24 protein-coding genes and 1 pseudogene are annotated in these 24,411 nt (G+C 65.1%); 15 read left to right on the plus strand and 10 right to left on the minus strand.

What is annotated here, in order from left to right; genetic code table 11:
- Nucleotides 1-10 precede the first annotated feature (10 nt).
- Together PWP93_RS24435 and PWP93_RS24440 are read left to right on the plus strand one after the other, a co-directional pair.
- The gene (locus tag PWP93_RS24435; RefSeq protein ID WP_421046983.1) at nt 11-1,543 is read left to right on the plus strand and encodes a DHA2 family efflux MFS transporter permease subunit; all 1,533 of its coding nucleotides are present in this window, start codon (nt 11-13) and stop codon (nt 1,541-1,543) included.
- A 55-nt stretch (nt 1,544-1,598) separates the two neighbouring features.
- On the plus strand, nt 1,599-3,041 hold the full coding sequence (locus tag PWP93_RS24440; RefSeq protein ID WP_421046360.1) for an efflux transporter outer membrane subunit: 1,443 nt from the start codon (nt 1,599-1,601) through the stop codon (nt 3,039-3,041).
- 59 nt (nt 3,042-3,100) lie between these two features.
- On the opposite strand, the gene PWP93_RS24445 is transcribed toward PWP93_RS24440, so the two are convergent.
- Nucleotides 3,101-4,027, minus strand: a complete 927-nt coding sequence (locus PWP93_RS24445; protein WP_421046361.1) for an AraC family transcriptional regulator — start codon at nt 4,025-4,027, stop codon at nt 3,101-3,103.
- Nucleotides 4,028-4,168: 141 nt separating this feature from the next.
- Here PWP93_RS24445 and PWP93_RS24450 point away from each other — a divergent pair, with 141 nt between their 5' ends.
- The 3 genes from PWP93_RS24450 (at nt 4,169) to PWP93_RS24460 (ending at nt 7,123) form a co-directional block, all read left to right on the plus strand.
- Nucleotides 4,169-4,705: a carboxymuconolactone decarboxylase family protein gene (locus PWP93_RS24450; RefSeq protein WP_421046362.1), complete on the plus strand. Its 537-nt coding sequence runs from the start codon at nt 4,169-4,171 to the stop codon at nt 4,703-4,705.
- Between the two features lie 311 nt (nt 4,706-5,016).
- Nucleotides 5,017-5,448, plus strand: coding sequence for a MarR family winged helix-turn-helix transcriptional regulator (locus PWP93_RS24455; protein WP_421027613.1), 432 nt, complete (start codon nt 5,017-5,019; stop codon nt 5,446-5,448).
- 169 nt (nt 5,449-5,617) lie between these two features.
- On the plus strand, nt 5,618-7,123 hold the full coding sequence (locus PWP93_RS24460; RefSeq protein ID WP_421046363.1) for a M81 family metallopeptidase: 1,506 nt from the start codon (nt 5,618-5,620) through the stop codon (nt 7,121-7,123).
- 49 nt (nt 7,124-7,172) lie between these two features.
- On the opposite strand, the pseudogene PWP93_RS24465 reads toward PWP93_RS24460, so the two are convergent.
- Nucleotides 7,173-7,362: pseudogene (locus PWP93_RS24465) on the minus strand (MFS transporter); the annotation flags it as partial.
- Between the two features lie 291 nt (nt 7,363-7,653).
- Between PWP93_RS24465 and PWP93_RS24470 the strand changes: the two are divergent.
- Entirely contained in the window at nt 7,654-7,860 is a 207-nt protein-coding gene (locus tag PWP93_RS24470; protein WP_421027615.1) for a hypothetical protein, read from the plus strand.
- Nucleotides 7,861-8,013: 153 nt separating this feature from the next.
- Here the strand turns inward: PWP93_RS24470 and cysN are convergent, their stop codons facing one another.
- From cysN to PWP93_RS24500, 6 genes are all read right to left on the minus strand, one after another.
- Nucleotides 8,014-9,906, minus strand: coding sequence for a sulfate adenylyltransferase subunit CysN (gene cysN / locus PWP93_RS24475; protein WP_421046364.1), 1,893 nt, complete (start codon nt 9,904-9,906; stop codon nt 8,014-8,016).
- The gene (gene cysD / locus PWP93_RS24480; RefSeq protein ID WP_421046365.1) at nt 9,906-10,814 is read right to left on the minus strand and encodes a sulfate adenylyltransferase subunit CysD; all 909 of its coding nucleotides are present in this window, start codon (nt 10,812-10,814) and stop codon (nt 9,906-9,908) included. The genes cysN and cysD overlap by 1 nt, the downstream gene beginning before the upstream one ends.
- 161 nt (nt 10,815-10,975) lie before the next feature.
- Nucleotides 10,976-12,223, minus strand: coding sequence for an NADH:flavin oxidoreductase (locus PWP93_RS24485; RefSeq protein WP_421046366.1), 1,248 nt, complete (start codon nt 12,221-12,223; stop codon nt 10,976-10,978).
- A 19-nt stretch (nt 12,224-12,242) separates the two neighbouring features.
- The gene (locus tag PWP93_RS24490; RefSeq protein ID WP_421046367.1) at nt 12,243-13,019 is read right to left on the minus strand and encodes an SDR family oxidoreductase; all 777 of its coding nucleotides are present in this window, start codon (nt 13,017-13,019) and stop codon (nt 12,243-12,245) included.
- A gap of 99 nt (nt 13,020-13,118) precedes the next feature.
- Nucleotides 13,119-13,604: an SRPBCC domain-containing protein gene (locus tag PWP93_RS24495; RefSeq protein WP_421046368.1), complete on the minus strand. Its 486-nt coding sequence runs from the start codon at nt 13,602-13,604 to the stop codon at nt 13,119-13,121.
- A 284-nt stretch (nt 13,605-13,888) separates the two neighbouring features.
- A complete protein-coding gene (locus tag PWP93_RS24500; RefSeq protein WP_421046369.1) occupies nt 13,889-14,092 on the minus strand; it encodes a hypothetical protein in 204 nt (67 codons plus the stop codon).
- On the opposite strand from PWP93_RS24500, the gene PWP93_RS24505 reads away from it, so the two are divergent.
- Both PWP93_RS24505 and PWP93_RS24510 read left to right on the plus strand, forming a co-directional pair.
- Entirely contained in the window at nt 14,091-14,327 is a 237-nt protein-coding gene (locus PWP93_RS24505; RefSeq protein ID WP_421046370.1) for a helix-turn-helix domain-containing protein, read from the plus strand. The genes PWP93_RS24500 and PWP93_RS24505 overlap by 2 nt on opposite strands.
- A 123-nt stretch (nt 14,328-14,450) precedes the next feature.
- Entirely contained in the window at nt 14,451-15,596 is a 1,146-nt protein-coding gene (locus tag PWP93_RS24510; RefSeq protein ID WP_421046371.1) for an acyltransferase family protein, read from the plus strand.
- 34 nt (nt 15,597-15,630) lie between these two features.
- On the opposite strand, the gene PWP93_RS24515 is transcribed toward PWP93_RS24510, so the two are convergent.
- Nucleotides 15,631-16,821: a helix-turn-helix transcriptional regulator gene (locus PWP93_RS24515; protein WP_421046372.1), complete on the minus strand. Its 1,191-nt coding sequence runs from the start codon at nt 16,819-16,821 to the stop codon at nt 15,631-15,633.
- A gap of 207 nt (nt 16,822-17,028) precedes the next feature.
- On the opposite strand from PWP93_RS24515, the gene PWP93_RS24520 reads away from it, so the two are divergent.
- Genes PWP93_RS24520 through PWP93_RS24540 form a run of 5 tightly spaced genes read left to right on the plus strand, consistent with a single transcriptional unit; the run spans nt 17,029 to nt 21,597 of the window.
- A complete protein-coding gene (locus tag PWP93_RS24520; protein ID WP_421046373.1) occupies nt 17,029-18,156 on the plus strand; it encodes a DUF1214 domain-containing protein in 1,128 nt (375 codons plus the stop codon).
- Nucleotides 18,157-18,212: 56 nt separating this feature from the next.
- Nucleotides 18,213-19,361 (plus strand): sulfotransferase family protein, encoded by a 1,149-nt coding sequence (locus PWP93_RS24525; RefSeq protein ID WP_421046984.1) that lies wholly within the window; start codon nt 18,213-18,215, stop codon nt 19,359-19,361.
- The gene (locus tag PWP93_RS24530) at nt 19,351-19,791 is read left to right on the plus strand and encodes a nuclear transport factor 2 family protein (RefSeq protein WP_421046374.1); all 441 of its coding nucleotides are present in this window, start codon (nt 19,351-19,353) and stop codon (nt 19,789-19,791) included. The genes PWP93_RS24525 and PWP93_RS24530 overlap by 11 nt, the downstream gene beginning before the upstream one ends.
- Nucleotide 19,792: 1 nt before the next feature.
- Complete coding sequence (locus PWP93_RS24535; RefSeq protein WP_421046375.1) at nt 19,793-20,584, plus strand: SDR family oxidoreductase; 792 nt, start codon at nt 19,793-19,795, stop codon at nt 20,582-20,584.
- Complete coding sequence (locus tag PWP93_RS24540; protein ID WP_421046376.1) at nt 20,581-21,597, plus strand: acetyltransferase; 1,017 nt, start codon at nt 20,581-20,583, stop codon at nt 21,595-21,597. Before PWP93_RS24535 ends, PWP93_RS24540 begins: the two co-directional genes overlap by 4 nt.
- Before the next feature lie 24 nt (nt 21,598-21,621).
- Here the strand turns inward: PWP93_RS24540 and PWP93_RS24545 are convergent, their stop codons facing one another.
- Nucleotides 21,622-21,870: a hypothetical protein gene (locus PWP93_RS24545; RefSeq protein WP_421046377.1), complete on the minus strand. Its 249-nt coding sequence runs from the start codon at nt 21,868-21,870 to the stop codon at nt 21,622-21,624.
- A 150-nt stretch (nt 21,871-22,020) separates the two neighbouring features.
- Between PWP93_RS24545 and PWP93_RS24550 the strand changes: the two genes are divergently transcribed.
- Together PWP93_RS24550 and PWP93_RS24555 are read left to right on the plus strand one after the other, a co-directional pair.
- A complete protein-coding gene (locus PWP93_RS24550) occupies nt 22,021-22,953 on the plus strand; it encodes a LysR substrate-binding domain-containing protein (RefSeq protein WP_421046378.1) in 933 nt (310 codons plus the stop codon).
- Nucleotides 22,954-23,077: 124 nt separating this feature from the next.
- Entirely contained in the window at nt 23,078-24,406 is a 1,329-nt protein-coding gene (locus tag PWP93_RS24555; protein WP_421046379.1) for an MFS transporter, read from the plus strand.
- Nucleotides 24,407-24,411: the final 5 nt, after the last annotated feature.

The following is a 24,411-nucleotide window of genomic DNA, read 5'->3' on the forward strand; positions in this document are numbered from 1 at the left end:
CGAGCAGCCCATGGCGCAGCGCGCCTTCGCCTTTGCGCTGATGTGCATCGGCTTTTTCATGGCCACGCTCGACATCCAGATCGTCGCCTCCTCGCTGCGCGATATCGGGGGCGGGCTTTGCGCGAGCCAGGACGAGCTGTCCTGGGTGCAGACCGCCTACCTGATCGCCGAGATCATGGTGATCCCCCTGTCCGGCTGGCTCTCGAAGGTGTTCTCCACGCGCTGGCTGTTCGTGGCCTCGGCGGTGGGCTTCACGATCACGAGTATGCTGTGCGGTCTCGCCTGGGACATCCAGTCGATGATCATGTTTCGCGCGCTGCAAGGCGCGCTGGGCGCGGCGATGATCCCCACCGTGTTCACCACGGCCTTCGTGCTGTTTCCGGGCAAGCAGCGGCTCGTGGCGTCCACGACCATCGGCGCGCTCGCCTCGCTCGCACCCACGCTCGGCCCCGTGATAGGCGGCTGGATCACGGACCAGTGGTCGTGGCACTGGCTGTTCTACCTGAACCTCGTGCCGGGCATCGCCGTGGCCGCGCTCGTGCCGAAGTACGTGCATATCGACGAGCCCGATCTCGCGCTCATCAAGCGCGGAGACTATCTCGGCATCGTGCTGATGTGCGGCTTTCTCGGTTGCCTCGAATACGTGCTCGAAGAAGGCCCGCGCAAGAACTGGTTCGGCGACGACGCCATCGTGGCCTGCGCATGGATCTCGGCGATCTGCGGCTTTCTCTTCGTCGTGCACGCACTCACCGCGAAAGATGCGGTGGTCGACCTGCGCGCGCTCGCGGTGCGCAATTTCGGCATCGGCAGCCTGCTCTCGTTCGTCACGGGCATCGGCATTTTCGTGGCGGTGTTCCTCACGCCGCTCTTTCTCGCCGAAGTGCGCGGCTTCAACTCGCTGCAGATCGGGCTTTCGCTGCTCTCGGTGGGCGTGTTCCAGATGCTCGCGCTCGGCGTTTATGCCTTCGCTACGCGCTTTTTCAGCCTGCGGGTGTTGATGCTGTTCGGCCTCGTTTGCTTCGGCCTCGGCTGCTATCTGTACGTGCCGATCACGCACGACTGGGGCTGGCAGCAATTCCTGCTGCCGCAGGCCCTGCGTGGCGTGGGCCAGCAGTTCGCGATTCCGCCGATCGTCACGATGTCGCTCGGCTCGCTGCCGCCCTCGCGGCTCAAGTCGGCAAGCGGCCTGTTCAACCTGATGCGCAATCTGGGCGGCGCAATCGGCATTGCGGTCAGTTCGACCATGCTCAACGACCGGCTCAACTTCCACTATCTGCGCCTGAACGAGCACGTCGTGCAAGGCGTGCCACAAGTCCAGACCTTGCTCGCGGGAAGCACGGGCCACTGGGCCTCCGTAGCAGGCAACACGCTCGACGCGTCACAAGCGAGCCTTGCGCAACTGCATGCGCTCGTGCTGCGCGAGGCGCAGGTGATGACGTTCTCCGATACGTTTTTCGTACTCTCGCTGTGTTTCGTGGTTGCCATTGCCTGTGTGGCGTTCTCAAATCCGATCCATGGGGCGCCGCCGCCCGATGCTCACTGAGTTCATGAGGTTTCCTGTGCAATCGATAAACCAACGTTTCCGGAGCTCGGCACGCATGGGACTCGCGGCGCTAGCGGCGGCCGTGTTGGCCGCCTGCGCCGTGCAGCCCGCGCAGCACGCCGACCTGCCTGCCGCCGTGCAGGCGACGGCTCCTGCCGCATGGCGCATCGACGCGCCTGCGGATGCCATCGACGTGCGCGCGTGGTGGGCCCAGTTTGGTGACCCGACGCTCGACGCCCTGCTGTCGACCGTGCTGAGCGGCAATCTCGACCTGCAAGCCGCCGCCGAGCGTGTGAAGCAGGCGCAATCGATCACGACGCAGAAGCACGCCGCGCTGCTGCCGCAACTGGACTTCACGGCGCGCGGCGCGTACGCGCGGCAGAATACGCCGCCGCCGCTCGGCTACGTGAAGCAGGCGGGCGCGGGTCTGGCGTTGGGCTGGTCGCCCGACGTATTCGGCGGCGAGCGCCTCGAACTGCTCGCGGCTCAGGCGAATCTGGTGGGCCAGCAACACGCACTGGACGCAGTGCGGCTCGCGCTGGCGGCGGACACCGCGTCGGCGTATGTGGACTTGCGTTGGGCACAAGCCGAATTGAAGATACTCCAGGATAACGTATCGATCAGGCAACGCACGTGGCAGCTGACTCAAGACCGCCTGAAATACGGCCTTTCGACGCAACTCGACGTATCGCGCGCGCAAACGCAGTTGAGCGAGTTGCAGGCACGCATTCCGCGTGCGCAGGCGAGCGTCGATCATCAACTGAACCTGATCGCGGTGTATACGGGGCGCACACCCGAATCGGTTGCGCAGCTTGCGCTGGCTGAGCCCGCGCCGATTCCCGCCGCGCCCGCGAGCGTGCCGCAATCGCTGCCCTCGGAGGCCCTGCTGCGCCGCCCCGACATCCAGGCCGCTTACGCGACCGTGCAGCAGCGCGCTGCGGAAGTGGGCGTCGCGCGCGCGGAGCGCTATCCGAAGTTCACGTTGAATCTCACGGACGGCGTGCTCGCTTCGTCGTATCTCGGCCTGCCCACGCTTACCGACAATCTTTTCAGCGCGGCACTCAGCGCCACGAGCCCGATCTTCAACGCGGGCCGCATCACCGCCGACATCGAGCAGAGCGAGAGCCGCATGCGCGAGTCGCAACTGAACTTGCAGCAGACGATGTTGCAGGCGCTGCGCGAAGTGGAGGACAGCCGCGGCGACCTCGTGAGCACGGCGGGACAGACGCAGCAGTTGCGCGACGCCGTGGCGTCTTCCGGGCAGGCGCTCAAACTCGCGAATCAGCTATACAAGGGCGGCGCAACCGACTTTCTCGACGTGCTGAGCGCGCAGCAGACCTGGCTTGCCGATACCGATCTGCTCAACGACGCGCAGCGCGAGCGCGCGCTCGCGGCGGTGGCGCTCTACCGGTCGCTGGGTGGCGGCTGGAGTCAGAGCGGCGAGGTGGTCGCGGCGGGCGCAAGTATGGCGGCCACGCGCGCGGCTCGAGGCGGATGACCATGCGCGCCGCCGTGCGAATCTGCGTGCGGCCGGAGCAGTCGTTTGGGTCATGGCGCTCATGTACCCGCGCGCGCTGTAGCGCGCCATTGCGCGGGTGTCATCCCCACGTGTCGCTTGAAGCTGCGCTGAAACGCGGCATCGGACTGATAGCCCACGAACTCGCCGATCTCGGCTACCGGCTGGCCACCTTGCGCGAGCAAGCGGCCGGCGAGCGTCATGCGGATGTCGGTGAGCACCTCGGTTGCGCTGCGCCCGATTGCTTCGTCGAAGTGGCGCGCGAACGTCGCGCGCGACATGTGGCACAGCGCGGCGAGCTCCGGCAGTGTCCACGGCTTGCCGGGCGCATCGAACATGGCGTCGATAGCCGGTTGCAGGCGCGGTTGCCGTGCGAGCGCGAGCAGGCCGCGCGGCGGCACATCGGCACGGCTTGCATAGCGCAGCGTGAGCGCGAAGAGCGCACCCGAAAGATGGTTGACGAGCGATTCGCTGCCGGGCTGCGCGTCGAGCGCCTCGTCGCGCAGCAGCGCGATCAGGCGCACGAGACGCTCCGGCGGGTTGTCGCCGGCACTGGCGCTGTGCACCACGAGCCGCGCGGGCAGATTCTCGCGCAGCAGGCGCTGCGGCACGGCGGGCAACAGGAAGCTGCCGCAGAGCACATCGGCGGCGCGGTTTTCGGCAAGGTTGGTTTCGACCGCATGACCGTGCTCGAAGCGCCGTTCGACAGCGGCCGGCGGCGCGCCGCTGCCATCGTGCAGCAGATGGGGCGCGCCCGAGGGATACAGCACGATGTCGCCCGCATGCAGGGCCGTGGGTGCGCCGTGCGCATCCTCGACGATGGCCTTGCCGCTCAACATCACGTGATAGCGGATCTCGCGCGCGTCGGCGGCGGGCTGATCGATGCGCCACGGCGCGCCGAAGTGGCAGCGCACGTCGAGGCGGCCCGCGACGGGCATGAGCGTGAGCAGGCGGCTGAGGATGTCCATGGGCGGCATGGATGAGACGAATGGGCATGAAGTCGCGTCATTCTGGCATTAAAAGCGTGGGGGCGCGCGACTAAAGTGACTGCATGCCATCGACGATGGCTACGCAACGCAGTCAGTGCAATTCAACTCAAGGAGTCGATTATGTCCCGTCTTTCCGCCATTCGTCCCGAAGCCGCCACGGGCGCAGCCGCCGAAATCTTCGCGAAGATCCGCAAGGCCATCGGCAAGGTGCCGAACGCTTATGCCACCATCGGCACGCACAGCCCCGAAGCACTCGGCGCGATGCTGGCCGTTGATGCGGTGCTGGCCGGCGGCTCGCTTACGAAGCCCGATATCGAAGCCGTCAAGCTTGCGGTGAGCGAAGTAGCGGGCTGTGACTACTGTATCGCTGCGCATACGCTGGCAGGCAAGGCCGCGGGTCTTTCCCCCGAAGCCATGAAGCAGCTTCGCGCCGGCGCTGCAACCGGCGACGCGAAGCGCGATGCGCTGGTGCATTTCGTGCGCGTGCTGGTGCGCACGCACGGCACGGTTGCCGAAGCCGAGGTGAATGCGATTCGCGACGCAGGCTATACGGAGCGCCAGATCGTGGAGATTGCGCTTGCCATCACGTCGATCACATTCACGAACCTCGTAAACCGGGTCAACGATACGACGCTTGATTTCCCGGCAGTGGCGTAATCGCATAGCGACGCTCGCGCGCTGGAATTTCGCACTGCCTGGATGGCGTGCCATAAAACGTGCCACGAATCACGGGCATCGATTCGGCGAAAGCAGCCTGCCACCCGGTACGTACCGTCATCGGCGCATACAATGGCGCGCAAAAAGGCGTGCAGGCGACGGAACTGGGCGCGATTTGGTCGTGACGTTTTGCATCGGCGGCGGCCAGGGTATCGCGCTCGTGCTCGAGACAGTATGATGGCCGGGCGCGGACGGGGCCGAGCGAGGCGAGCAGGGCGCATGATGGACGAAGCAAATCGAGGTAATCACAGATGGCAAAGCGAGTGGCACGTGAGGAATGCAATTGTTTCGCGTTGCGGCAGGCGGCGCGCTTCGTTACGCAGCTTTATGAGCGCCATCTTTCGCAGGCGGGCGTGACGGCTGCGCAATTCACGATTCTTTCGCGTCTTGCGGGCCGTCCGGACGCCACGGCTGCGGAACTCTCCGACGACCTTGTGATGGACCGCACGACGCTCGTGCGTGCGCTCAAGCCCTTGCAGCGCGACGGCCTCGTGCTCGCGTTCGCGGCGGAGCACGACACGCGCACACTGGTCTATCGTCTTTCGGCGGACGGCGTGCGCCGCTACGAGAAGGCGCACTCGCTGTGGCTCGACGCGCAGGCTGAATTCGAGCAGCACATGAAGCGCGACCGCGCCAAGGCGCTGCGCGCAGAACTCTTCGCGCTTACCGGCGCTGCGGGATGAACGTTCGAGGTTCACCCGGCGCACTGGGTGGGGTCGGAAGGTTGTCGCCGGCGTCCAGACGTACCGGGTAAAACCACGATATTGTGGTGGGTCAGATGGTGGTCCAACAATTGCACGAACGCCCACGTCCAATACAGATAAGACTTTGACGGGAATAGCAGGCTTTCGAATGAAAATCCTCATCGCGCGCATGAATCACGAGACCAACACGTTCTCGCCGGTCGCGACGCCGCTGGCCGCGTTCGGCGGCAACGCCCCCGCGTGGGGCGAGGACGCGTATCGCGAGAACAAGGGCATGCGCACGGCGATGTCGGCGTTCATCGACGCGGCCGAGCGCGAGGGCGCGCAAATCGTCACGCCGGTGTCGGCATCGGCGAATCCGAGCGGGCCGGTGGCCGCCGATGCCTATGCGGCGATCTGCGAGGCGATCGTTGCGGCCGCGCCGGGCTGCGACGCGGTCTTGCTCGACCTGCATGGCGCAATGGTTGCGGAGCAAACGCCAGACGGCGAAGGCGATCTGCTCGAACGCGTGCGCGCGACCTTGCCCGATGCGCCGATCGCAGTCGCGCTCGATCTGCACGGCAACGTCACGCAGAAGATGATCGAAAACGCGGACGTGATGGTGAGCTTCAAGACCTATCCGCACGTGGACATGTACGAGACGGGCGAGCACGCCGCGCGCCTGCTGTTCGCGCGCGTGAAGGGGCGCGCGCGCCCGGTGCTCGCATGGCGGCGTCCGCCGCTGCTCACGTCGACCCTGCGCAGCGCGAGCGCCGATGGCGCGATGCGCCGCGCCGTCGAGGCCGCGCGCGCTGCCGAGGCCGAGGGCATGCTGGCCGTATCGGTGCTCGCCGGCTTTTCTCTCGCGGACATTCCCGCGCCGTGCATCAGCGTGGTAGTGGTGGGCGACGGCGATGCCGCAGCGGCGGAAGCGGTGGCCGAACGCATTGCGCGGCAGATCTGGGACGAGCGCGGCGAGTTCGTCTATCGCAGCCCGCCGCTCGCGGAGTCGGTCGCGCAAGCGGCGCGGCTCGCGCAGGACGCGCACGATGCCGAAGGCACGGGCAAGCCCGTGCTCCTGCTCGATCACGGCGACAACTGCATGTCGGGCGGAACATGCGACACGATGGATCTGCTCGAAGCGGCACTCGCGCAGGGGCTGACGGGCATGGTGAGCGGTCCGCTGTGCGATCCCGAGGCCGTTGCCGCGCTGATCGAAGCGGGCGTAGGCGCGCGCGTGACGCTCGGCATCGGCAACAAGCTCGCGCGCGAGGGCGCTGCGCCGCGCGCGCCGTTCATGGTCACCGGCGTCGTGCGCGCCATTACCGATGGCGAATACGTAATCACCGGCCCGACCTATACCGGCCAGCGTGCGTATATGGGACGCGCGGCGGTGCTCGACACGGGCGCGGCGACGCTGGTCGTGACCGAGCGCACGCATGAACCGTGGGACCTCGGCGTGTTCGAGAGCGTAGGCATCGATCCGCGCCGCGCGCGCTTTCTGCTGCTGAAGTCGCGCATGTATTGCCGGCCGGTATTCGTGCCGATCGCGGCGGGGCTGGTCGAATGCGACAGCCGTGGCGTCACGGGATCGGACTATGGGCTCTTCCGCTACACGCGGCTCGGGCGCCCCGTCTATCCGCTCGACGAGGACACCGCGTGGCGCGAGCGCTGAATGCGTTCAGCCCGGTCGATACGCGTGCGAATCTCTACGACGATATCGCGAAGCACGCTTCGGCGAGGCCGGGCAAGAAGCGCAGCGTGTAGAAGGCCGCAAGGGTCTTCACGAACACGAAGTACGCCGAGAGCGGGCCCCCCGTCACCATGATGCGGCCGATCCAGATCTTCGCGCCGAACCAGGTGCAGCGCGAGATTACTTGGTACTTCGAACAGAAAACAGCCGATGAAGAAAATGCGGTGGTTTCCGCCGCGTCTCCCTTGTCCTGTTATCAGGTACGTCAGTGCTGCCGCGCCGGTCCTCGGGGTGACCAGCGAGAGCATCCACAAATGAGTCGAATTGGATTTTGCATGCAATATACATTTTTATAAACATGCGGCTCCTGCTAGCCCCACGTTAGACCTTAGGCTGAATGGACGATGGCGCGGCAGGGGCGTCCCACTAACTTGTCTACATTCGGCGCGATGCCGAATCGCCACTGGCTCGAAGCCACGAATGCCCCGCACGTTTGAATCGGGAGACGGTCCATGAAGCTGACGAAAAAGGTGTGCACGCTTACCGTTGCGGCACTCGCTACTGTCGCGGCCGTGAGTTACTCGATGGGCGCGCCCGATCAGGATCGGTATGCCGCCGGCGCATCGCCGTGCCGTCCGGCCGATGCCAGCGGGCAGCCCCAGGGCTGCGCGCCGCTCGACCGATCCCGTCTGACCATTGCCGCGCTGCACGGCATGTGACGCACGCCGCGGTCCCGGCGTGTGATTTCTGCCTGATCTGAAAACCCGCCGGGAGCGCATTGGCGCGCTCGGCAGATTATGCTTTCCGCGAGGCAAACGACTTGGCCCGCCTCGTCCGCGAGTGCTGGACGAGGTGGGCCGGTGCTTGCCGCTTTAACGATGCAGGAGCCAGTCGACGATTCTGCCGGCCGCGTGCTCTGGCGTGTCGGCGGTCGTGTCGATGCGGATCTCGGGATGCTCGGGCGGCTCGTACGGCGAGTCGATGCCGGTGAAGTTCTTCAACTCGCCGCTGCGCGCCTTCTTGTAGAGCCCTTTGGGATCGCGCTCTTCGGCCACGGCGATCGGCGTATCGACGAAGATCTCGACGAAGCCGTCCGGTCCCGCGAGCGCGCGCGCCATGTCGCGTTCGGCACGGAACGGCGAGATGAATGAGACGAGCGCAATGAGCCCGGCGTCCATCATGAGCCGCGCCACCTCGGACACGCGCCGGATGTTCTCGACGCGATCGGCTTCGGAGAAGCCCAGGTCCTTGTTCAGGCCGTGTCGCACGTTATCGCCGTCGAGCAGATACGTGTGCTTGCCGAGCGCATGCAGCTTTTGCTCGACGAGGTTGGCAATCGTCGACTTGCCCGCGCCCGAGAGCCCCGTGAACCACACTACGCGCGGCGTCTGATGTTTGAGCGTAGCGCGTGCGCCGGCGTCGACGACCGTGGCCTGCCAGTGCACGTTCTGCGAACGCCGCAATGCGAAGTGCAGCATGCCCGCGCCCACGGTGTTGTTGGTGAGCCGGTCGATCACGATGAAGCCGCCCGTTTCGCGGTTTTCTGCATACGGATCGAACGCCACGGCGCGGTCGAGATTCAGGTGGCACACGCCGATTTCGTTCATCTCCAGCGTGCGCGCGGCCAGGTGCTCGAGCGTATTCACGTTCACGCGGTATTTCGGCTGCTGGCAGGTCACGCCCACGGTGCGCGTGCCGATCTTCAGCAGATAGGGGCGGCCGGGCAGCATCGGCTCTTCGTTCATCCAGACCAGCGTGGCTTCGAACTGGTCGGCGACGGCGGGTGGCGCGTCGGCGCGCGCGATGACGTCGCCACGGCTGATGTCGATTTCGTCTTCGAGCGTGAGCGTGATGGCCTGGCCGCTGCGCGCGCTGGCCGCTTCGCCTGCAGCAGTGATGATCGACGCGACGCGGCTATCGCGGCCCGACGGCAGTACGCGCACGCGTTCGCCGCGGCGGATCTCGCCCGCCGAAATGTTGCCCGCGTAGCCGCGGAAATTCAGGTTTGGACGATTCACCCACTGCACCGGCAGCCGGAACGGCTGGTTCAGGCGCGCGTCGTCTTCCACGGGCACGCTTTCCAGATACGCCATCAGCGAGGGACCGCTGTACCACGGCGTATTGGCGCTGGAGTCGGTGACGTTGTCGCCCGCGAGCGCCGAAAGCGGAATGCTCACGATGTCGTGCAGCCCGATCTGCGCCGCGAACGCGCGATATTCATTCGTGATCCTTTCGAATATCTCCCGCGAATACCCGACCATGTCGAGCTTGTTCACGGCGAGCACGATGCGGCGAATGCCGATCAGCGAGACGAGATAGCTGTGGCGGTGCGTTTGCGTGAGCAAGCCCTTGCGCGCGTCCACGAGAATCACGGCCACGTCCGCCGTGGAAGCGCCCGTGATCATGTTGCGCGTGTACTGCTCGTGGCCCGGCGTGTCGGCCACGATGAACTTGCGCTTGTCCGTCGCGAAGAAGCGGTAGGCGACGTCGATGGTGATGCCTTGCTCGCGCTCGGCCGCGAGGCCGTCCACGAGCAGCGCAAAGTCGAGATTGCCGCCCTGGCTGCCGACCTTCTTCGAATCGGCTTCGAGCTGGCTCAGCTGGTCTTCGAACACCATCTTCGATTCGTAGAGCAGGCGGCCGATCAGCGTGCTCTTGCCGTCGTCCACGCTGCCGCAGGTGATGAAGCGAAGCAGGCTCTTTTCCTGCTGCGCGCTCAGGTATCGCGCGATGTCGTCGGCGATCGCGGTGGTGACTGTGGACATTAGAAATAGCCCTCCTGTTTCTTCTTTTCCATCGATCCTGCCGAGTCGCTGTCGATCAGCCGGCCCTGGCGCTCGGACGTCTTCGCCAGCAGCATTTCTTCGATGATGCCGGGCAGGGTGTCGGCCTCGCTTTCGATCGCGCCGGTGAGCGGGTAGCAGCCGAGCGTGCGAAAGCGCACGTTCTTCATGTGCGGGACTTCGCCTTCGCGCAGCGGCAGGCGCTCGTCGTCAACCATGATGAGGGTGCCGTCGCGTTCCACCACCGGGCGCTTCTTCGCGTAGTAGAGCGGCACGATGGGAATGGTCTCCAGATAGATGTATTGCCAGATGTCGAGCTCGGTCCAGTTGGAGATGGGAAAGACGCGAATGCTTTCGCCTTTGCGTTTGCGGGCGTTATAGAGATGCCAGAGCTCAGGGCGCTGCATCTTCGGGTCCCAGCGGTGCTGCTCGGAGCGCAGCGAAAACACGCGCTCTTTCGCGCGTGATTTTTCCTCGTCGCGGCGCGCGCCGCCGAACGCGGCGTCGAAGCCGTAGTGGTCGAGCGACTGCTTGAGGCCTTGGGTCTTCCACACGTCGGTGTGGACCGCCGAGCCGTGCGTGAACGGGTTGATGTCCTTTGCGACGCCTTCCGGGTTCACGTGAACCAGCAGGTCGAGGCCGAGGCGCTGCGCAGTCTGGTCGCGAAACTCGATCATCTCGCGGAACTTCCACGTGGTGTCCACGTGCAGCAGGGCGAAGGGCGGCTTGGCGGGGTAAAAGGCCTTCATGGCGAGATGCAGCATGACGGAGCTGTCCTTGCCGATCGAATACAGCATGACCGGCTTCTCGCACTCCGCCACGACCTCGCGCATGATGTGGATGCTCTCGGCTTCGAGGCGCTCCAGATGGGTCAACGTCGGGCTCAACATCGATAGTCTCCTGTTTTTCATGCATCGCTCGCGGTTCGGGTTGATCGACGGGGGAATCGAAACACGCGGCTGCATGGAGGAGAACTTACCGGTTTGGGGGCTGTGAATTCTTCGTCCGACCGGACTAAAAGATCCGGCGGTCCGCGATCGGACGGGCAGGATCAACTTGCGGCGAGTTGCTGCGTGAGCGCGGGATCGTTGGCGGGGCCGAGCACGCAGCTCACGCCTGCCGGGTCGTAGATTCTCGCGACGCAGGCGTTGCAGCTATTGCACGCGGAGCGCGTGACGGTGCCGTCGCGAAAGTGCGTGACCAATGCGGGATCGTGGATCAACGCCCGCGCGAGCGCCACGCAGTCGAACCCTTCGGCCATCAACTGCCCGACGCCGTCGATCGACAGAACGCCACCGACATAGGCAAGCGGCATTTTCACGGCATCGCGTATCGTTCTGGAATCCTCAAGGAAATAGTGCTCGCGGAAGCGCAGATCCCGCGGCGTGCGCGTTTCCAGCACCTTCACCCCGAAGCGCGCGAACGCATGCGGCGCGGCGGCCTTCATCGCTGTAGTGGGCATGGGACTGCCGAACAGTACCCAGGGGCTTTCCACATTGCGCCCGCCGCTCAGCGTGAGGAGATCGGCGCCGGCCGCTTCCAGCAGGCGCGCGGTCACCGCCGAGTCGTGCGCGGTGTTGCCGCCCGGCACGCCGTCGTTCACGCTCAGCTTGCACGTGACCGCGAGTTGCGCGCCCACGGCGTCCTTGACCTGATTGAGCACGTGCACGGGAAAGCGGCTGCGCTGCTCGACGCTGCCGCCAAAGCCATCGTGGCGGCGATTGCTGAGCGGTGAGAGAAACTGGTTGAGCAGATAGCCGTGGCCCATATGGATTTCCACGGCGTCGAAGCCGCTCTCGCGCGCGAGTTGCGCAGCTCGAGCGAACTCGGCGGCCGTGCGCACCATGTCCACCTCGCTCATCGCGCGCTGGAAATACACGCCGTAGAGCATGCCGAATGCGTTCAGTCCTCCGGACGCCGAACCCGGCGCACGGCTGCCGCCGTGGCGCATCATCGTGAACGAGCCAGCATGCGTCAGTTGCAGGCACGCGGCAGCGCCTTCGCGATGCACCGCATCGGTCAGCGCGCGCAAATGCGGCACGATGCCTGCGTGCATATGCATTTGATGCGGGAACGTCAGGCCGTCGGCGGCCACGGCCGCATAGGCCACTGTCGTCATGCCGATGCCGCCGGCAGCCAGGTCGCGATGGTGTTTGAGCAGCGCCTGGGTGGGCAGTCCGGCGGGTGTCATGCCCTCGTTGGCGCCCGCCTTGATGAAGCGGTTGCGCAGCGTGAGCGGGCCGAGGCGCACGGGAGAAAATGGCGAGGGCGGCGGGTCGCCAGCGTGTTCTATGTGCATGTTGCACTCCGTGGTGATATCAGAAAGCGTCCGGGCGCACCGTCGCGTCGTGGCCGCCGTCGATAAAGAGCACGCTGCCGTGCATGAACCCGGCCTGTTCGCCGCAAACGTAGTGGATCAGCGAAGCGATTTCGCCGGGCTCGGCGCGGCGCCCGACCGGTGGCACGAACTGGCGGATGGCCTCGCCGTAGCGCACATCGCGCAGGCCCGCTTCGAGTAGCGGCGTTTGCACCGCGCCCGGTGCGACAGCGTTCAGGCGCACGCCGGCGCGGCCCCATGAGTCGGCGCGGCGGCGCACCGCGACGGCGAGGGCGTGCTTGGAGCTGGCGTAGGCAAGGTAGCCGGACTGGTCGGCGGGGCTCGCCTCGACGAGCGCGTGCACGCGAGCCTCGTCGCCATCGAGAAAGGCTTCATGCAGCGGATGACCGCTCCACGGCTGCAGTACCGCTGAGTTCGACGACACCACCACGGCCGCCGGCTGGCTGCCGCGCTTGAGCGCTTCGAACAGGCCGTCGAGCAGCGCAAGCGCGCCGAAGTAGTTGACGCTTGCGACCAACGTAGCGGGCTCGGCCTGCGGGCCCAGGCCCGCGCAACAAACCAGCGTATCGATGGCGCCGCCGCTGCGCGCGAGCACGGCGTCGAGGGCGGCTGCGCGGCCCGCGGCGTGCGAAAGGTCGGCGCATACGTCGGCGCGCGCGCTATCGACGCCGATCACGTGCATGCCGGCATCGGCGAATTGACGATGAACGGCCGCGCCGATGCCCGAGGCGCTGCCGGTGATGACTGCGGTTTTCATGTGTGGGCTCTTCGGTTGGAGTGGCGGGATGAGGGGGAAGCGCCGCGCCTGGTCCGCCGACCGTGCGCGCGGCGCATGAGCTGGCTGCGTGCCTGGCAATCAGGCGGTTTGTGCCGCGCGGGCCGCGCGGTACAGCGTTTGCGCGCGCTGCTTGAGCGCGTGTGCGACGGCGGAGAATCCCTGACGCACCCATTCACCGTGCTGCGCCATCACGGTGGGCGCGGTCGGCCCGAGGAACAGATCGGTGGAGTGATAGCGGCAACGCGCTTCGTCCAGCACCTCAATGATCTGGTCGCGGCGTGCCGCGTCGGGATTGTCCGCGCTTGAAATCATTTCCCACGAGAGCAGTTTCGGGTGGTCGAATGCGGCCAGGTGCTCGACCACGTGGAGCAACTCGCCGTTGCGCGTGGGGTCGGGCAGATACAGGTTGACCGGCTCGCCCATGCGCAGCGTCGATTCGACTTTCACGGTATAAGGGTTCCACTCGGGATAGCGCGGGAGATCGATCAGGATGTCCCAGACGAACGATGCGGGCGCATCGATTTCGACTTTGTCCGAGATGACGAGGTAGGGCGAGTCGGGCATGCAAGGCTCCTTGGGGTGGAAAGGGGTTGTGCGAGGCGTGCCCGCCTCACGCGTCGACATCGTGTCACCCGAAGGGCCGCGCCTTCCTCGTCCGGACGGACTAAAGGCGGGCAAACCCCAGGAGGCTGTGGCGTGGTGGTGATCGGGGAGGCAAGCCGGGTGGCCTGGTACACGAAAATGCTTCGTATAAGAGGCGTTTAAGAGAATCAGAGTCCATTTGTCCTACATTTACGAGGCACAAGGAGATGATCCGCGGATTGCACCCTGCAAATATTCCTGAACGGTCACTGGGTCGATTGTGCGCAGGTCGAGCCCGGCGGCAGCCGTTGCCAGTGGAATTCCTGGTGCCGTCCATCGATACGCAGGTCCGACAACTCAAAGCCCTTCAACCGCCAGAGGATCATCATGCCGCGCCGGACACGCCCCACCCATGAAGAGCAGAATGCCCTGCGCACGGCCTTCCACGAAAGGATCAATCGGGGTGACATGAGCATTCCCGAGGCGACGAAGGCGATGCGCAAGATGACTGGCCTGACTCAGGCGGAATTTGCCGCGCACCGTGGCGTGAGCCGCCGTGTCATTCAGGACATCGAGCGAGGCACCCGGAATCCGACCGTCGACTCTCTTAACAGCATTGCAAAGCTATTCGGCTTGCAGGTCGGGTTCGTTCCGGTCCGGCACAACGAACCCCGCAGCGCCCCCCTTTCTTCGTCCACGAACTGAGTGGTCTGGGCGCTCCGCGTGCACACCCATTTTCCCGGTGATTTATCCATCGATTTATTTATGTTTTTTTTAACCACCGGCGCAGGTAGGCTCCATGCCATTGACTAGCAAAAGGGGCACATCATGTCCGGAGCGCCTGCGTCCCGCGCACCGTCGGCCAAATCGCTGAAGATCGACGCGATCCGGTTCATGGCGGCGCTCTGGGTGATGCTCTATCACTTTGGTCCGCCGCCGTTCAAGGCATTCTTTCCGGCCTCGCTGGCGGGTGTCGGCGGCGCGTTGTGGTCCGGCTCCGTGCTGTTGTTCGCGGGACCGGCTGCCGTGATCGTTTTTTTTGTTATTTCCGGCTATTGCATTCACAACGCATATCACCGCGACGCCACGCTGCGGCCCATTAATTATTTCGCATCACGCTACGTGCGTATTGGGTTGCCGCTCGCCGTTGTTGCGCTGCTCTGCCAGCCGCTCGGCAATGCGGCCAATCTGCTGGAATCGGTGCTCTGGTCCCTTTACTGCGAGATCGGCTATTACACGATTTACCCGTTGCTGCGCAGCCGCTTTCGCTATGTGGGCGAGATGATTGTCGGCGTGGCGCTGGCCGCTGCGGTGATGGTCTGGTACCGGCACACGCATACCCAACTCGTGTGCGCGCACTGCGTCTACGAAAACTATGGCGTGGCGGGTACCGCGTTCCTGTATCTGCCGGGCTGGCTGCTCGGCTGTCTCGTGGCCGAGATGCACCGCACCGCCCTGGACGGCCGCTCGAGCTTTCGCGCGTCGGCGCTCACGGCGGGCATTGCGCGATGCATCGGGGCTGTGTCGGGCTGGCTCGCGAAGCATCTGGCTGCTGCGCGCGTGGTGATCGTGGCCGCTGGGTCGTGTACGTTCCTGCTCGCGTCCACCTCGCATATCAAGCCGGCTTTTCTGCCGTTCATCGGGCCGGATATCACGCTGCCGGTGTTTCAGTTCGTCGTGGCTGGCTGGATCGCAGCAGAAACGGCCACCCAGGGTAACAGTGCGTTCTGGCGATATGCGGGCGCGCTCGGAGCGTGGTCGTATAGCCTGTATTTGTGCCATAAGCTGGCGCTTGCCATTCTTGGCGTGACCGGCTATCCGCAGGGGCAGACGCTCGCATGGCTTGCAACTGTAGCTGTTGCGAGCGCAACGAGCTATGCGTTTTATTGCGCCGTCGAACGGCCGTCGCACAAGCTCGCGCATCGCCTGCGAAAATTCGTTGCCAAGGCGCCTGCGCAATCGGTGGCCGATTGAGGGAGTGGGGCGCAAACCCCACGAATTAACGCACTCACACCATCGACACCACGCTGTTGAGCAGCGTTTTCACGAGCACGGCCTGGCGCGTCGCGCCGGTCTTTCCGAAGATGCCGCGCAAATGCGCCCGCGCGGTATTCTTCGCGATTCCCAGCGCTTCCGCCGCTTCGTCGAGCGTCAGCCCATCCACGAGCAATAGCGCCAATTCCGTTTCCGTCGGTGTGAGCCGATAAAGCGAGCGCAGCATCGCGCGCGAATGCTGCGGCGAAGAAGCCGGGTCGCGGATGAAAACAGCCACGGCCGGACGGCGCGCGCGTTCATCGGTGCGGTAGTTCAGTGGAATCGGCCGCAGCAGCACGCTGAGCGGGATTTCGCCGGAGGCCCGCGACAGCGTGGTGGCCTCGATGCACGAGGTCGCGGCCATCAGGTGGTGATGGATCGCCGCTTGAATGGCCTTCTGCAGGCGGCGATCCTCCACCGGGCAGCGCGCGCGCAGCCCGTCGTTCACGAGCGTGATGCTGTCGGCGGCGGCAAACAGGCGGTTGGCCGCGCCATTGCTCTTCATGCTCTTGCCGTGTTCGTCCAGAATCACGGTGCCCACCAGCATGCGGTCCATTGTGCCGGCGTACAGCGTGCGCTCCGATTCGAGCACGTCGAACGTCGAATGCAGGTCGACCGCGCGTTGCAGATGCGGCAGCAACACGGCCACGAGCGCTTTGTCGGCTGCATCGTAATCGTGTGCGTCGTGGCGACGGCTCACGAAAAAGGCGCAATCCACGGCATCGTGCGTGCGGATGTTGGCCACGAGGATATAGCGCAGGTCGAGCGCCTTCAGGTATTGCTGATAGAACTTGTGCTCGCACCATGCCTGCGAGCCGAAGAGCTCGTCGGCCGTCACCGCCTGGCCCGGGGGCACGGTGGCGAATGGGCAGATCGAGTAGTAATGCTCACTATAGGAGGGCTCGCCGGGCAGCAGCGGGCCATGGACCGAAGCGTTGACGATCAGGCCAGGATGCCCCGATACCGGATTGCGCAGCACGAGCGTCACGAAGCTCGCATCGAGCCGTTGGCGGATGTATTCGAGCATGCCCGCCCAAGGCGTCGCTTCCACCGGCCCACGGTAGACGAGCGCCAGCAGCGCGCTCACGTCGCGCGGTGCGAGGCCGGCCGCCTCGAAGCTGGTGGGGGCAATGCCTTCGCAGTCGGCTGCTATTTCCGTCGACACGTTGTTTGCCTCCGTGGCGTTGCGGCGGGTTTCGGCCTTCGGTTCGAGTAGCTGTCTGTGACGATGATAGGCACGCGCGCGCTGCCCGCATCGTCCTTTTGAGGTAGGCGGGGCGGACAGGCAAACCCTGGGTAGTCCACCTGGACGAAGAACGCCGCGCATCGGTGTCGGTATCGTCTCCCAACGGCACAACGGAGGAGACAGAGCATGACGACGCCAACCGGCGAAGCACAGTTGCTATCGGGCGAGACATGGGCAGCCTTTTGCGAAACACTGCGGCGCAGCGGCGAGCAGATCCTGCGACCCGAGGCGCCTCAAGACGCGTTCACGCGCGCCGAAGGGTTCCGCTATCTGAGCCGGCTTTTGCGCATTGGGCTCGAAATGCACGTGGAATTCGCGGATGCGGATTTTCCGGGTTTTTTCTCGCCCTCGCACGAGACCGCCAAAATCGGCGCCGATAATCCCGACAATCTCTATCAGTACGCGCGCCTCAACGGGGCGCACGAATACCGCGTGAGCGGTCATCGCGGCACGGTCGCGTATCTGAGCTTCGGCACGCAGAAAGGCGGCTACGAAACCGATGGCAAGATGCTGCAGACCGGCTTTATCGACGCGGACCATATGCGCGTCGAAGCCGATGGCAGCTTCGAAATTGTCCTGAGCGCCAAACGGCACGAAGGCCGGGAGGGCCGAGGGGGCAACTGGCTGCCGATGGACCCGGCCACCAACGCACTGGTCGTGCGCCAGACGTTCCTCGACCGCAAGACCGAGAAGCCTGCGCAACTGAAGATCGAGCGCATAGGCGCATCGAGCCAGCCCGCGCCGCTCGACCCGATGCGTTTGCATAACGGCCTCCAACGCGCTGCCGCATTCGTCGAGCAGACCTCGCGCATCTTTGCCGACTGGGCGCAGGGCTACCAGGCGCATGCGAACGCGCTGCCGCCCGCCGATCAGGCCGTGTGCCAGGCCGCGGGCGGCGACCCGAACATTTTCTACTACCACACGTACTGGGCGCTCGCAGACGACGAGGCGCTCGTGATCGACGTAGCGCGCGCGCCAGAATGCGACTTCTGGAACGTCCAGGTGAATAACTACTGGATGGAGTCGCTCGATTATCGCTATCACTGCATCTGCCTGAACAAGCACTCGGCGCAACTGCGCGAGGACGGCGGCGTCACACTGGTGCTGAGCGCGCGCGACCCGGCCGTGCCGAACTGGCTGGAAACCGCGGGCCATCGCGAGGGCACTTTATGCCTGCGCTGGGTGGGCGCGCAAACGCCCGTGCATCCGGTCACGCGTGTGGTCAAGCTCGAAACGCTCAAGGAGACCGCATGAACGCCGCCGCTCCCATCGCGCCGCGCCGGGACGCTCAGCACCTCGTCAGTCATCTCATGGAGGCCGCCATCGAGCGCTCAGGAGGTCTGAGCAATTTTGGCGAGGGAAGCTATCGTGTGGCACTCGAGGTGTTGCTCGACGCGCTCGCCGGGCAGGCAAACCTTTCGCCGCAAGGCGAAGCGATGATGCACGAAAAGGTGCGCGCGCAACTCGTGAACCGGCTCGTGATCGAAGATTATTGCCAGCGACATCCCGAGATTCTCGCGCGGTCCATCGACGATCCCGTCGTGGTCGTAGGACTGCCGCGTACCGGCACGACGTTGTTGCAGCGCCTGCTCGCCACCGACGCGCGCTTTCATTCGGCGGCGTGGTGGGAAACACGCTACCCTGCGCCGCTGCCCGGCGAACCGGCTGGCGAGAGCGCGCGGCGCATCGCTATCGCGCGCGCCGAAGTGGAGCAGATGATCCGGCATATCCCGCAGATTCTCGCGATCCATCCGCTGGACGCCATGCAGCCCGACGAAGAATTCATGCTGATGGAGCATTCGTTCCTGTGCGCTATGGACTCGTACGTGAATGTGCCGCGCTACACCGCATGGCTCGCCCAGCAAGACCATACCGAGGTGTACGTGTATCTGAAGAAAATGCTGCAGTTCCTGCAATGGCAGAAGGCGCAGCGCGGCGATCCGGGCGCGCTGCGCTGGGTGCTCAAGACCCCGCAGCACCTGCACGCGCTCGAAGTGCTGTTCAAGGTGTTCCCGCGCGCGAAGGTGGTCTTGACGCATCGTGACCCCACCGCAACCATTGCGTCGATGGCGAGCATGGCGCATACGCTCTGGAAGCTCTACGCCGACGAACCCGACGCACGCGAGGTCGGACGGCAATGGAGCGCGCAGATGCAGCGCGCCGTGCATCACGCGATGGAGGTTCGCGCGAGCGTGCCGGCGGAGCGCTTTCTCGATGTGCGCTTCGAGGACACAGTGGCCGATCCGCTCGGCGTAGTCGAGCGGGTGTATGCGTTTGCGGACATGACGTTCCCCGATCACGTGCGCGCCGGCATGCAGGCGTGGCTCGCGCAGAACGGGCGCGAAAAGCGTGCGCCGCACGACTACACGCTCGAGCAGTTCGGCCTGAGCGTCGAGCAGTTGCGGCGCGATTTCGCGCGCTATCGCGAGCGTCATATCGGAGCCGGCCATGGCGGGTGATCTCCAGTATCTGCTCGACGGCGCGGATATCGGCGATCTGCTGATCGATTACGGCACGGCCATCGATCGGCGTGATTTCGCCGTGCTTGAGCGCCTCTTTATCGAAGACGCCGCCATCGATTATCGCGCCACCGGCGGACCACTCTGCACGCTGCGCGAAGCCCAGCAGTTCCTTGCGAAGGCGTTGCCGCAATTTCCGCGCAGCCAGCACATGATGGGCAATATCCGCATCGAAATCGACGGGGAGACGGCGCGCGCCTGCACGATGTGCCACAACCCGATGGTGTGGCGCGCGCCCGACGGCAGCGAACGCGTGATGTTCTTCGGCATCTGGTACGCGGACGCGCTCGTGCGCACGCCCGAGGGCTGGCGCATTCGCCATCGCGAACTGGAACTCGGTTATTCGTACAACTACGAGGGGGGACTCTGAAATGCTTTTGAACAACAAGGTGGTGATCGTGTCCGGCATCGGGCCGGGGCTCGGCGTGAAGCTCGCAGTCGAAGCAGCGCGTGAAGGCGCTCGCGCGGTGGTGCTTGCCGCGCGCACGGCTGCGAAACTCGATGATGCGGAAGCGCGCATTCGCGAGCTCAATGTGGACTGTGAAGTCTTCAAATGCGTGACGGACATTACGGATCGCGCGCAATGCAGCAAGCTCGCGGAGGCGACGGTGGCGCGCTTCGGCCGCATCGACGCGCTCGTGAACAGCGCCTTCGTGCACGGCAACTTTCCCGAGCCGGTGGACGGCGCGGATCTCGACGGCTGGCGCGCGGTGTTCGACACCAATCTCGTGGGCACGATGACGATCACGCAGGAGGTGGTGGCGCGCATGAAGGCGCAGCGCAGCGGCGCTATTGTGATGATCAACACCCAGGCCGTGCGCAAGCCGTTCGTGGGCGAGGCGGGCTACGCGGTGTCGAAGGGCGCGCTTGCCGTGGCGGTGAAATACCTCGCGAAGGAGCTCGGCCCGCACGGCATTCGCGCGAACACGATTCATATGGGCTGGATGTGGGGCGCGCCGGTGCAGGGCTACGTGCGGCATGCGGCGGCCGAGCACGGCGTGCCCGAAGAGCAGATCGTCGCGCCGATTGCGGCGAACATCGCGCTCGGCGCGATTCCGAATGACGACGATTGTGCGAAGGCCGCGCTCTTCCTCGTTTCCGATTACGCGAAGGCCATCACGGGCGCTGCGCTCGACGCTAACGGCGGGGACTTCATGCCATGAGCCATGCCGCATTCATGACGGAGCGCGCGGGCATCGCGCCGCCCATTTACGCCTTCAACGGCGATGCGGACGGGCTCTGTGCGTTGCAGCAACTGCGGCTGACCGAGGGCGTGCAGGCGCGGCTGATCACCGGCGTGAAGCGCGACATCCATTTGCTCCAGCGCGTATCGGCGAAGCACCGCGAGCAGGTCACCGTGCTCGATGTTTCGCACGACCAGAACCGCGATGACGTCCAGCGGCTGCTCGACGAAGGCGCGTCGCTGCGCTATTTCGACCACCATTTCGCTGGCGAGCTGCCTATGCATCCGCGCTTCACGGCGCACATCAACACGGCGCCGGACGTGTGCACGAGCGCGCTCGTCAATGGTTACCTTGGTGGACGACATGTGCGTTGGGCAATCGTGGGCGCGTATGGCGACGCGCTGACCACGCTTGGCGAAGCGCTCGGCCGCGCGCATGACATCGATGCCGAGACACTCGGGCAACTCGCGCAACTAGGTCTGCTGTTGAACTACAACGCCTATGGCGAGACAGTCGACGACCTGCATTTCGCACCAGAAGCGCTGGCCGATGCGCTGCTGCCGTTCGCCGATCCGCTCGCGTTCACGGCGGCCGATGGCACGAATGGCGCCGGTGGCGTGTTCGCGGCGCTGAGCGACGGCTATCGCGACGACATGACGAAGGCGCGCGCGCTGCGTGCCGAGCGCGACGTGCCGGGTGCGCAACTGATCCGCCTGCCGGACGCGGCATGGGCGCGCCGTGCAACGGGCACGCTTGCCAACGAGCGATTGCAGCACGAACCGGACCGTGCGCTCGCGGTGCTTTCGCCGAAATCGGGCGGCGGCTTCGTCGTGAGCTTGCGGGTGCCGGCCGGCTGTGCGACCGGCGCTGACGACTTCTGTCGCCAGTTCGAAACGGGCGGTGGGAGAAAGCGCGCGGCGGGCATCAACCACTTGCCCGAGGCTGAATTCGATCGTTTCGCCGCGCGCTTCGAGGCGGTGTTCAGAGTGTGAACGAAGTTGTCGTGGCGAGCGGCCTCAATGCTTGCCCCAGCGCCAGCGGGGCGGCTCGCCCTTGAGCCAGCACACGGCAACGAGGACGACGCTGTACAGCACGATCAGCGAGATGAAGGCGGCGCGATGCTGGTCGGGCGGGGCCAGGCGCACGGTTGCGCCGATCAGCGCGAAGTAGACGAGCAGGACCGCCCATCCTTGCCAGCGCGTCGGCAGGCCCCATCCCCAGCCATAACGTTTGGCCCGAAACCAGTAGTTCGGTGTGGGTGACATGATGCGATCTCCGGTTGCAGCGCGTTGCCCCTTGCTGGTCAAAGGCGGGCCGCGCGGTTGATGTCCATGTGCCTATTGTCTGCGATTTCGCCGCGCATGGACGAAGCGACGATCTATCATGCCGGGATTGCCATCCATGTTGGGCCCGCCATGCGTATCGCTCCCTTGCCGCCTCTTCAATGTCTGGTCGCTTTCGAAGCCGCCGTGCGGCACGCGAGCTTTACGCGGGCGGCCAGCGAATTGCACCTGACACAAAGCGCGATCAGCCGCCAGATCCAGCAGCTCGAGGAATTTCTCGGGCGCTCGTTGTTCGTGCGCGAGCATCGTTCGCTGCGCCTCACGATCGCGGGCGAGCAGTATGCCGCGCAAATCCAGCGCCTGCTTGCGCAATGCGCCGACGCCACGCGCGACGTCATGAAGCATTACGGCGATCTCGAACTGACCGTTGCGTGCTCATCGGGCGTGTCGGTGCTCTGGCTCACGCCACGGCTCCCGGCATTTATCGCGGCCCATCCGAACATCAAGCTGCGCCTGATCGTGCGCGACGGCCTCGCGTCGATGTCGCCGGCGGAATTCGACGTGGGCGTGTATTACGTGCGCCAGCAGGCGAGCGCCGCCTATACCGCGCGCCGGCTCTTTCACGAAGAGGTCTTTCCCGTCTGCTCGCCCGCGTATCTGGCGGGGCGCACGCTCGATGCCGGCGACCTCGCGAACGAGACATTGCTGCTGCTCGAAGACGGGCAGCGCCAGTGGATGTCGTGGCCCGAATGGCTCGGCCTGAACGGGGTGGACATGCCCAAGGCCCCGCGCAGCATCACGATCAACCACTACCCGCAAATCGTGCAGATGGCGATCCTGGGCCAGGGAATCGCGCTCGGTTGGCGCTATATGATCGACGCGTGCCTGAACGCAGGCCTGCTCATGCGTGTCTCGACGGCAATGGCCAGCCACGGCGGCGGCTACTACGTGCTCTCGCCCAACGATCGCGCGGAGAACCAGGCGGCGCGCCTGTTCACACGCTGGCTGTTCGAGCAGGCCCAAGCGCAAATGCCGGCGCAGTCGCCCCCAATGAGCACGGCGTAGAAACCTCTCGCATGCGCCTGGCGCATGCATGCATGCGAATCTTTCGTTCGGAGATAAGCGCGAGTGTCCTTAGCATGTCCTCCATGCGGGCAAGCCCCCGCTTCGATCAAAAAGGGAGGAGACGATGCAAGGAACGCTTTCTCAGGGAACGGCGCCCTCAGTCCACATAGCCGCGCGGCAGCGCCGCCGCGCCATTATCGCGACCGTGCTGGGCAACGGCCTCGAATGGTTCGACTTCACTGTCTACAGCTTCTTCGCCGTCATCATTGCGAAGCTGTTTTTCCCCACTGGCAACGAGCTGAGCTCCGTGCTGCTCACCGTAGCGACCTTCGGCGTGGGCTTCGTCATGCGCCCGGTGGGCGGCATCGTGCTGGGCGTCTACGCCGACAAGGCAGGCCGCAAGGCCGCGCTCTCGCTCACCATCTTGCTGATGGCGCTGGGCACGGCCATCATCGGCCTCGCGCCCACCTACGACCAGGCGGGCCTCGCGGCGCCGTTGCTGATCGTCGTTGCGCGGCTGCTGCAGGGATTTTCCGCCGGCGGCGAAATGGGCGGCGCCACGGCGTTTCTCACCGAGTACGCGCCGCCCGGCAAGCGCGCGTATTACTCGAGCTGGATCCAGTCGAGCATCGGCTTCGCGGTGCTGCTGGGCGCGGCCACGGGCACCTTCGCCACTACCTTCCTCGACGCCCAGGCCCTCTATGGCTGGGGTTGGCGCGTGCCTTTCCTGCTCGGCATTCTGGTCGGACCGGTGGGCTATTTCATCCGCAGCCAGATGGACGAAACGCCCGCGTTCAGCGCTATCGAGGAGCAGGGCAAGGAGCATTCGCCGCTCAAGGAAGTGCTCGCGCGCTTTCCGCGCGAGACGTTCGCGAGTTTTTCGATGGTGATTCTCTGGACCGTGTGCACCTACGTGCTGCTCTTCTATATGCCGACTTATTCGGTGCGCACGTTGCACCTGCCGCAATCGACGGGCTTTTTCGCCGGCATGATGGGCGGCCTCATGATCATGTGCTGCTCGCCCGTGGTCGGCAAGCTTGCCGATATCTGGGGCCGCCGCGTGTTTCTTTGCGGCTCGGCGTTCGCGATCCTGGTGCTCGCGTGGCCCATGTTCACGTGGATCAACCGGGCGCCGGGACTGATGTCGATGCTCGTGTTCCAGACGGTGTTCGGCGTGTTGATCGCCGCTTACACCGGGCCGATTCTCGCGGCTTTCGCCGAGCTCTTTCCCACCAGGGTGCTCTCGACCGGCCTTTCGGTTGCCTACAATTTCGCGGTCACGATCTTCGGCGGCTTCGCGCCGTTCCTGATCACGTGGCTGATCGCCCGCACGGGCAGCAACATGGCGCCCGCCCTGTACGTGATCGTCGCTGCGGCGATCAGTCTGGTCGGCACGTTTTTCATCAAGGACGTACGGCACGGCGCAGGGCGTGCGGGCGCGGCAATTCAATAAGGATG

Source organism: Paraburkholderia sp. A1RI-2L (assembly GCF_048957375.1).
Lineage (GTDB): Bacteria > Pseudomonadota > Gammaproteobacteria > Burkholderiales > Burkholderiaceae > Paraburkholderia.

What these genes read in the sequence shown, in the direction of transcription:
- PWP93_RS24435 (WP_421046983.1), top strand. Translation starts at nt 11, where the DNA reads ATGGCGCAGCGCGCCTTCGCCTTTGCGCTGATGTGCATCGGCTTTTTC.
- PWP93_RS24440 (WP_421046360.1), top strand. Translation starts at nt 1,599, where the DNA reads ATGGGACTCGCGGCGCTAGCGGCGGCCGTGTTGGCCGCCTGCGCCGTG.
- PWP93_RS24445 (WP_421046361.1), bottom strand. Translation starts at nt 4,027, where the DNA reads ATGGACATCCTCAGCCGCCTGCTCACGCTCATGCCCGTCGCGGGCCGC.
- PWP93_RS24450 (WP_421046362.1), top strand. Translation starts at nt 4,169, where the DNA reads ATGTCCCGTCTTTCCGCCATTCGTCCCGAAGCCGCCACGGGCGCAGCC.
- PWP93_RS24455 (WP_421027613.1), top strand. Translation starts at nt 5,017, where the DNA reads ATGGCAAAGCGAGTGGCACGTGAGGAATGCAATTGTTTCGCGTTGCGG.
- PWP93_RS24460 (WP_421046363.1), top strand. Translation starts at nt 5,618, where the DNA reads ATGAAAATCCTCATCGCGCGCATGAATCACGAGACCAACACGTTCTCG.
- PWP93_RS24470 (WP_421027615.1), top strand. Translation starts at nt 7,654, where the DNA reads ATGAAGCTGACGAAAAAGGTGTGCACGCTTACCGTTGCGGCACTCGCT.
- cysN (WP_421046364.1), bottom strand. Translation starts at nt 9,906, where the DNA reads ATGTCCACAGTCACCACCGCGATCGCCGACGACATCGCGCGATACCTG.
- cysD (WP_421046365.1), bottom strand. Translation starts at nt 10,814, where the DNA reads ATGTTGAGCCCGACGTTGACCCATCTGGAGCGCCTCGAAGCCGAGAGC.
- PWP93_RS24485 (WP_421046366.1), bottom strand. Translation starts at nt 12,223, where the DNA reads ATGCACATAGAACACGCTGGCGACCCGCCGCCCTCGCCATTTTCTCCC.
- PWP93_RS24490 (WP_421046367.1), bottom strand. Translation starts at nt 13,019, where the DNA reads ATGAAAACCGCAGTCATCACCGGCAGCGCCTCGGGCATCGGCGCGGCC.
- PWP93_RS24495 (WP_421046368.1), bottom strand. Translation starts at nt 13,604, where the DNA reads ATGCCCGACTCGCCCTACCTCGTCATCTCGGACAAAGTCGAAATCGAT.
- PWP93_RS24505 (WP_421046370.1), top strand. Translation starts at nt 14,091, where the DNA reads ATGAGCATTCCCGAGGCGACGAAGGCGATGCGCAAGATGACTGGCCTG.
- PWP93_RS24500 (WP_421046369.1), bottom strand. Translation starts at nt 14,092, where the DNA reads ATGTCACCCCGATTGATCCTTTCGTGGAAGGCCGTGCGCAGGGCATTC.
- PWP93_RS24510 (WP_421046371.1), top strand. Translation starts at nt 14,451, where the DNA reads ATGTCCGGAGCGCCTGCGTCCCGCGCACCGTCGGCCAAATCGCTGAAG.
- PWP93_RS24520 (WP_421046373.1), top strand. Translation starts at nt 17,029, where the DNA reads ATGACGACGCCAACCGGCGAAGCACAGTTGCTATCGGGCGAGACATGG.
- PWP93_RS24525 (WP_421046984.1), top strand. Translation starts at nt 18,213, where the DNA reads ATGGAGGCCGCCATCGAGCGCTCAGGAGGTCTGAGCAATTTTGGCGAG.
- PWP93_RS24530 (WP_421046374.1), top strand. Translation starts at nt 19,351, where the DNA reads ATGGCGGGTGATCTCCAGTATCTGCTCGACGGCGCGGATATCGGCGAT.
- PWP93_RS24535 (WP_421046375.1), top strand. Translation starts at nt 19,793, where the DNA reads ATGCTTTTGAACAACAAGGTGGTGATCGTGTCCGGCATCGGGCCGGGG.
- PWP93_RS24540 (WP_421046376.1), top strand. Translation starts at nt 20,581, where the DNA reads ATGAGCCATGCCGCATTCATGACGGAGCGCGCGGGCATCGCGCCGCCC.
- PWP93_RS24545 (WP_421046377.1), bottom strand. Translation starts at nt 21,870, where the DNA reads ATGTCACCCACACCGAACTACTGGTTTCGGGCCAAACGTTATGGCTGG.
- PWP93_RS24550 (WP_421046378.1), top strand. Translation starts at nt 22,021, where the DNA reads ATGCGTATCGCTCCCTTGCCGCCTCTTCAATGTCTGGTCGCTTTCGAA.
- PWP93_RS24555 (WP_421046379.1), top strand. Translation starts at nt 23,078, where the DNA reads ATGCAAGGAACGCTTTCTCAGGGAACGGCGCCCTCAGTCCACATAGCC.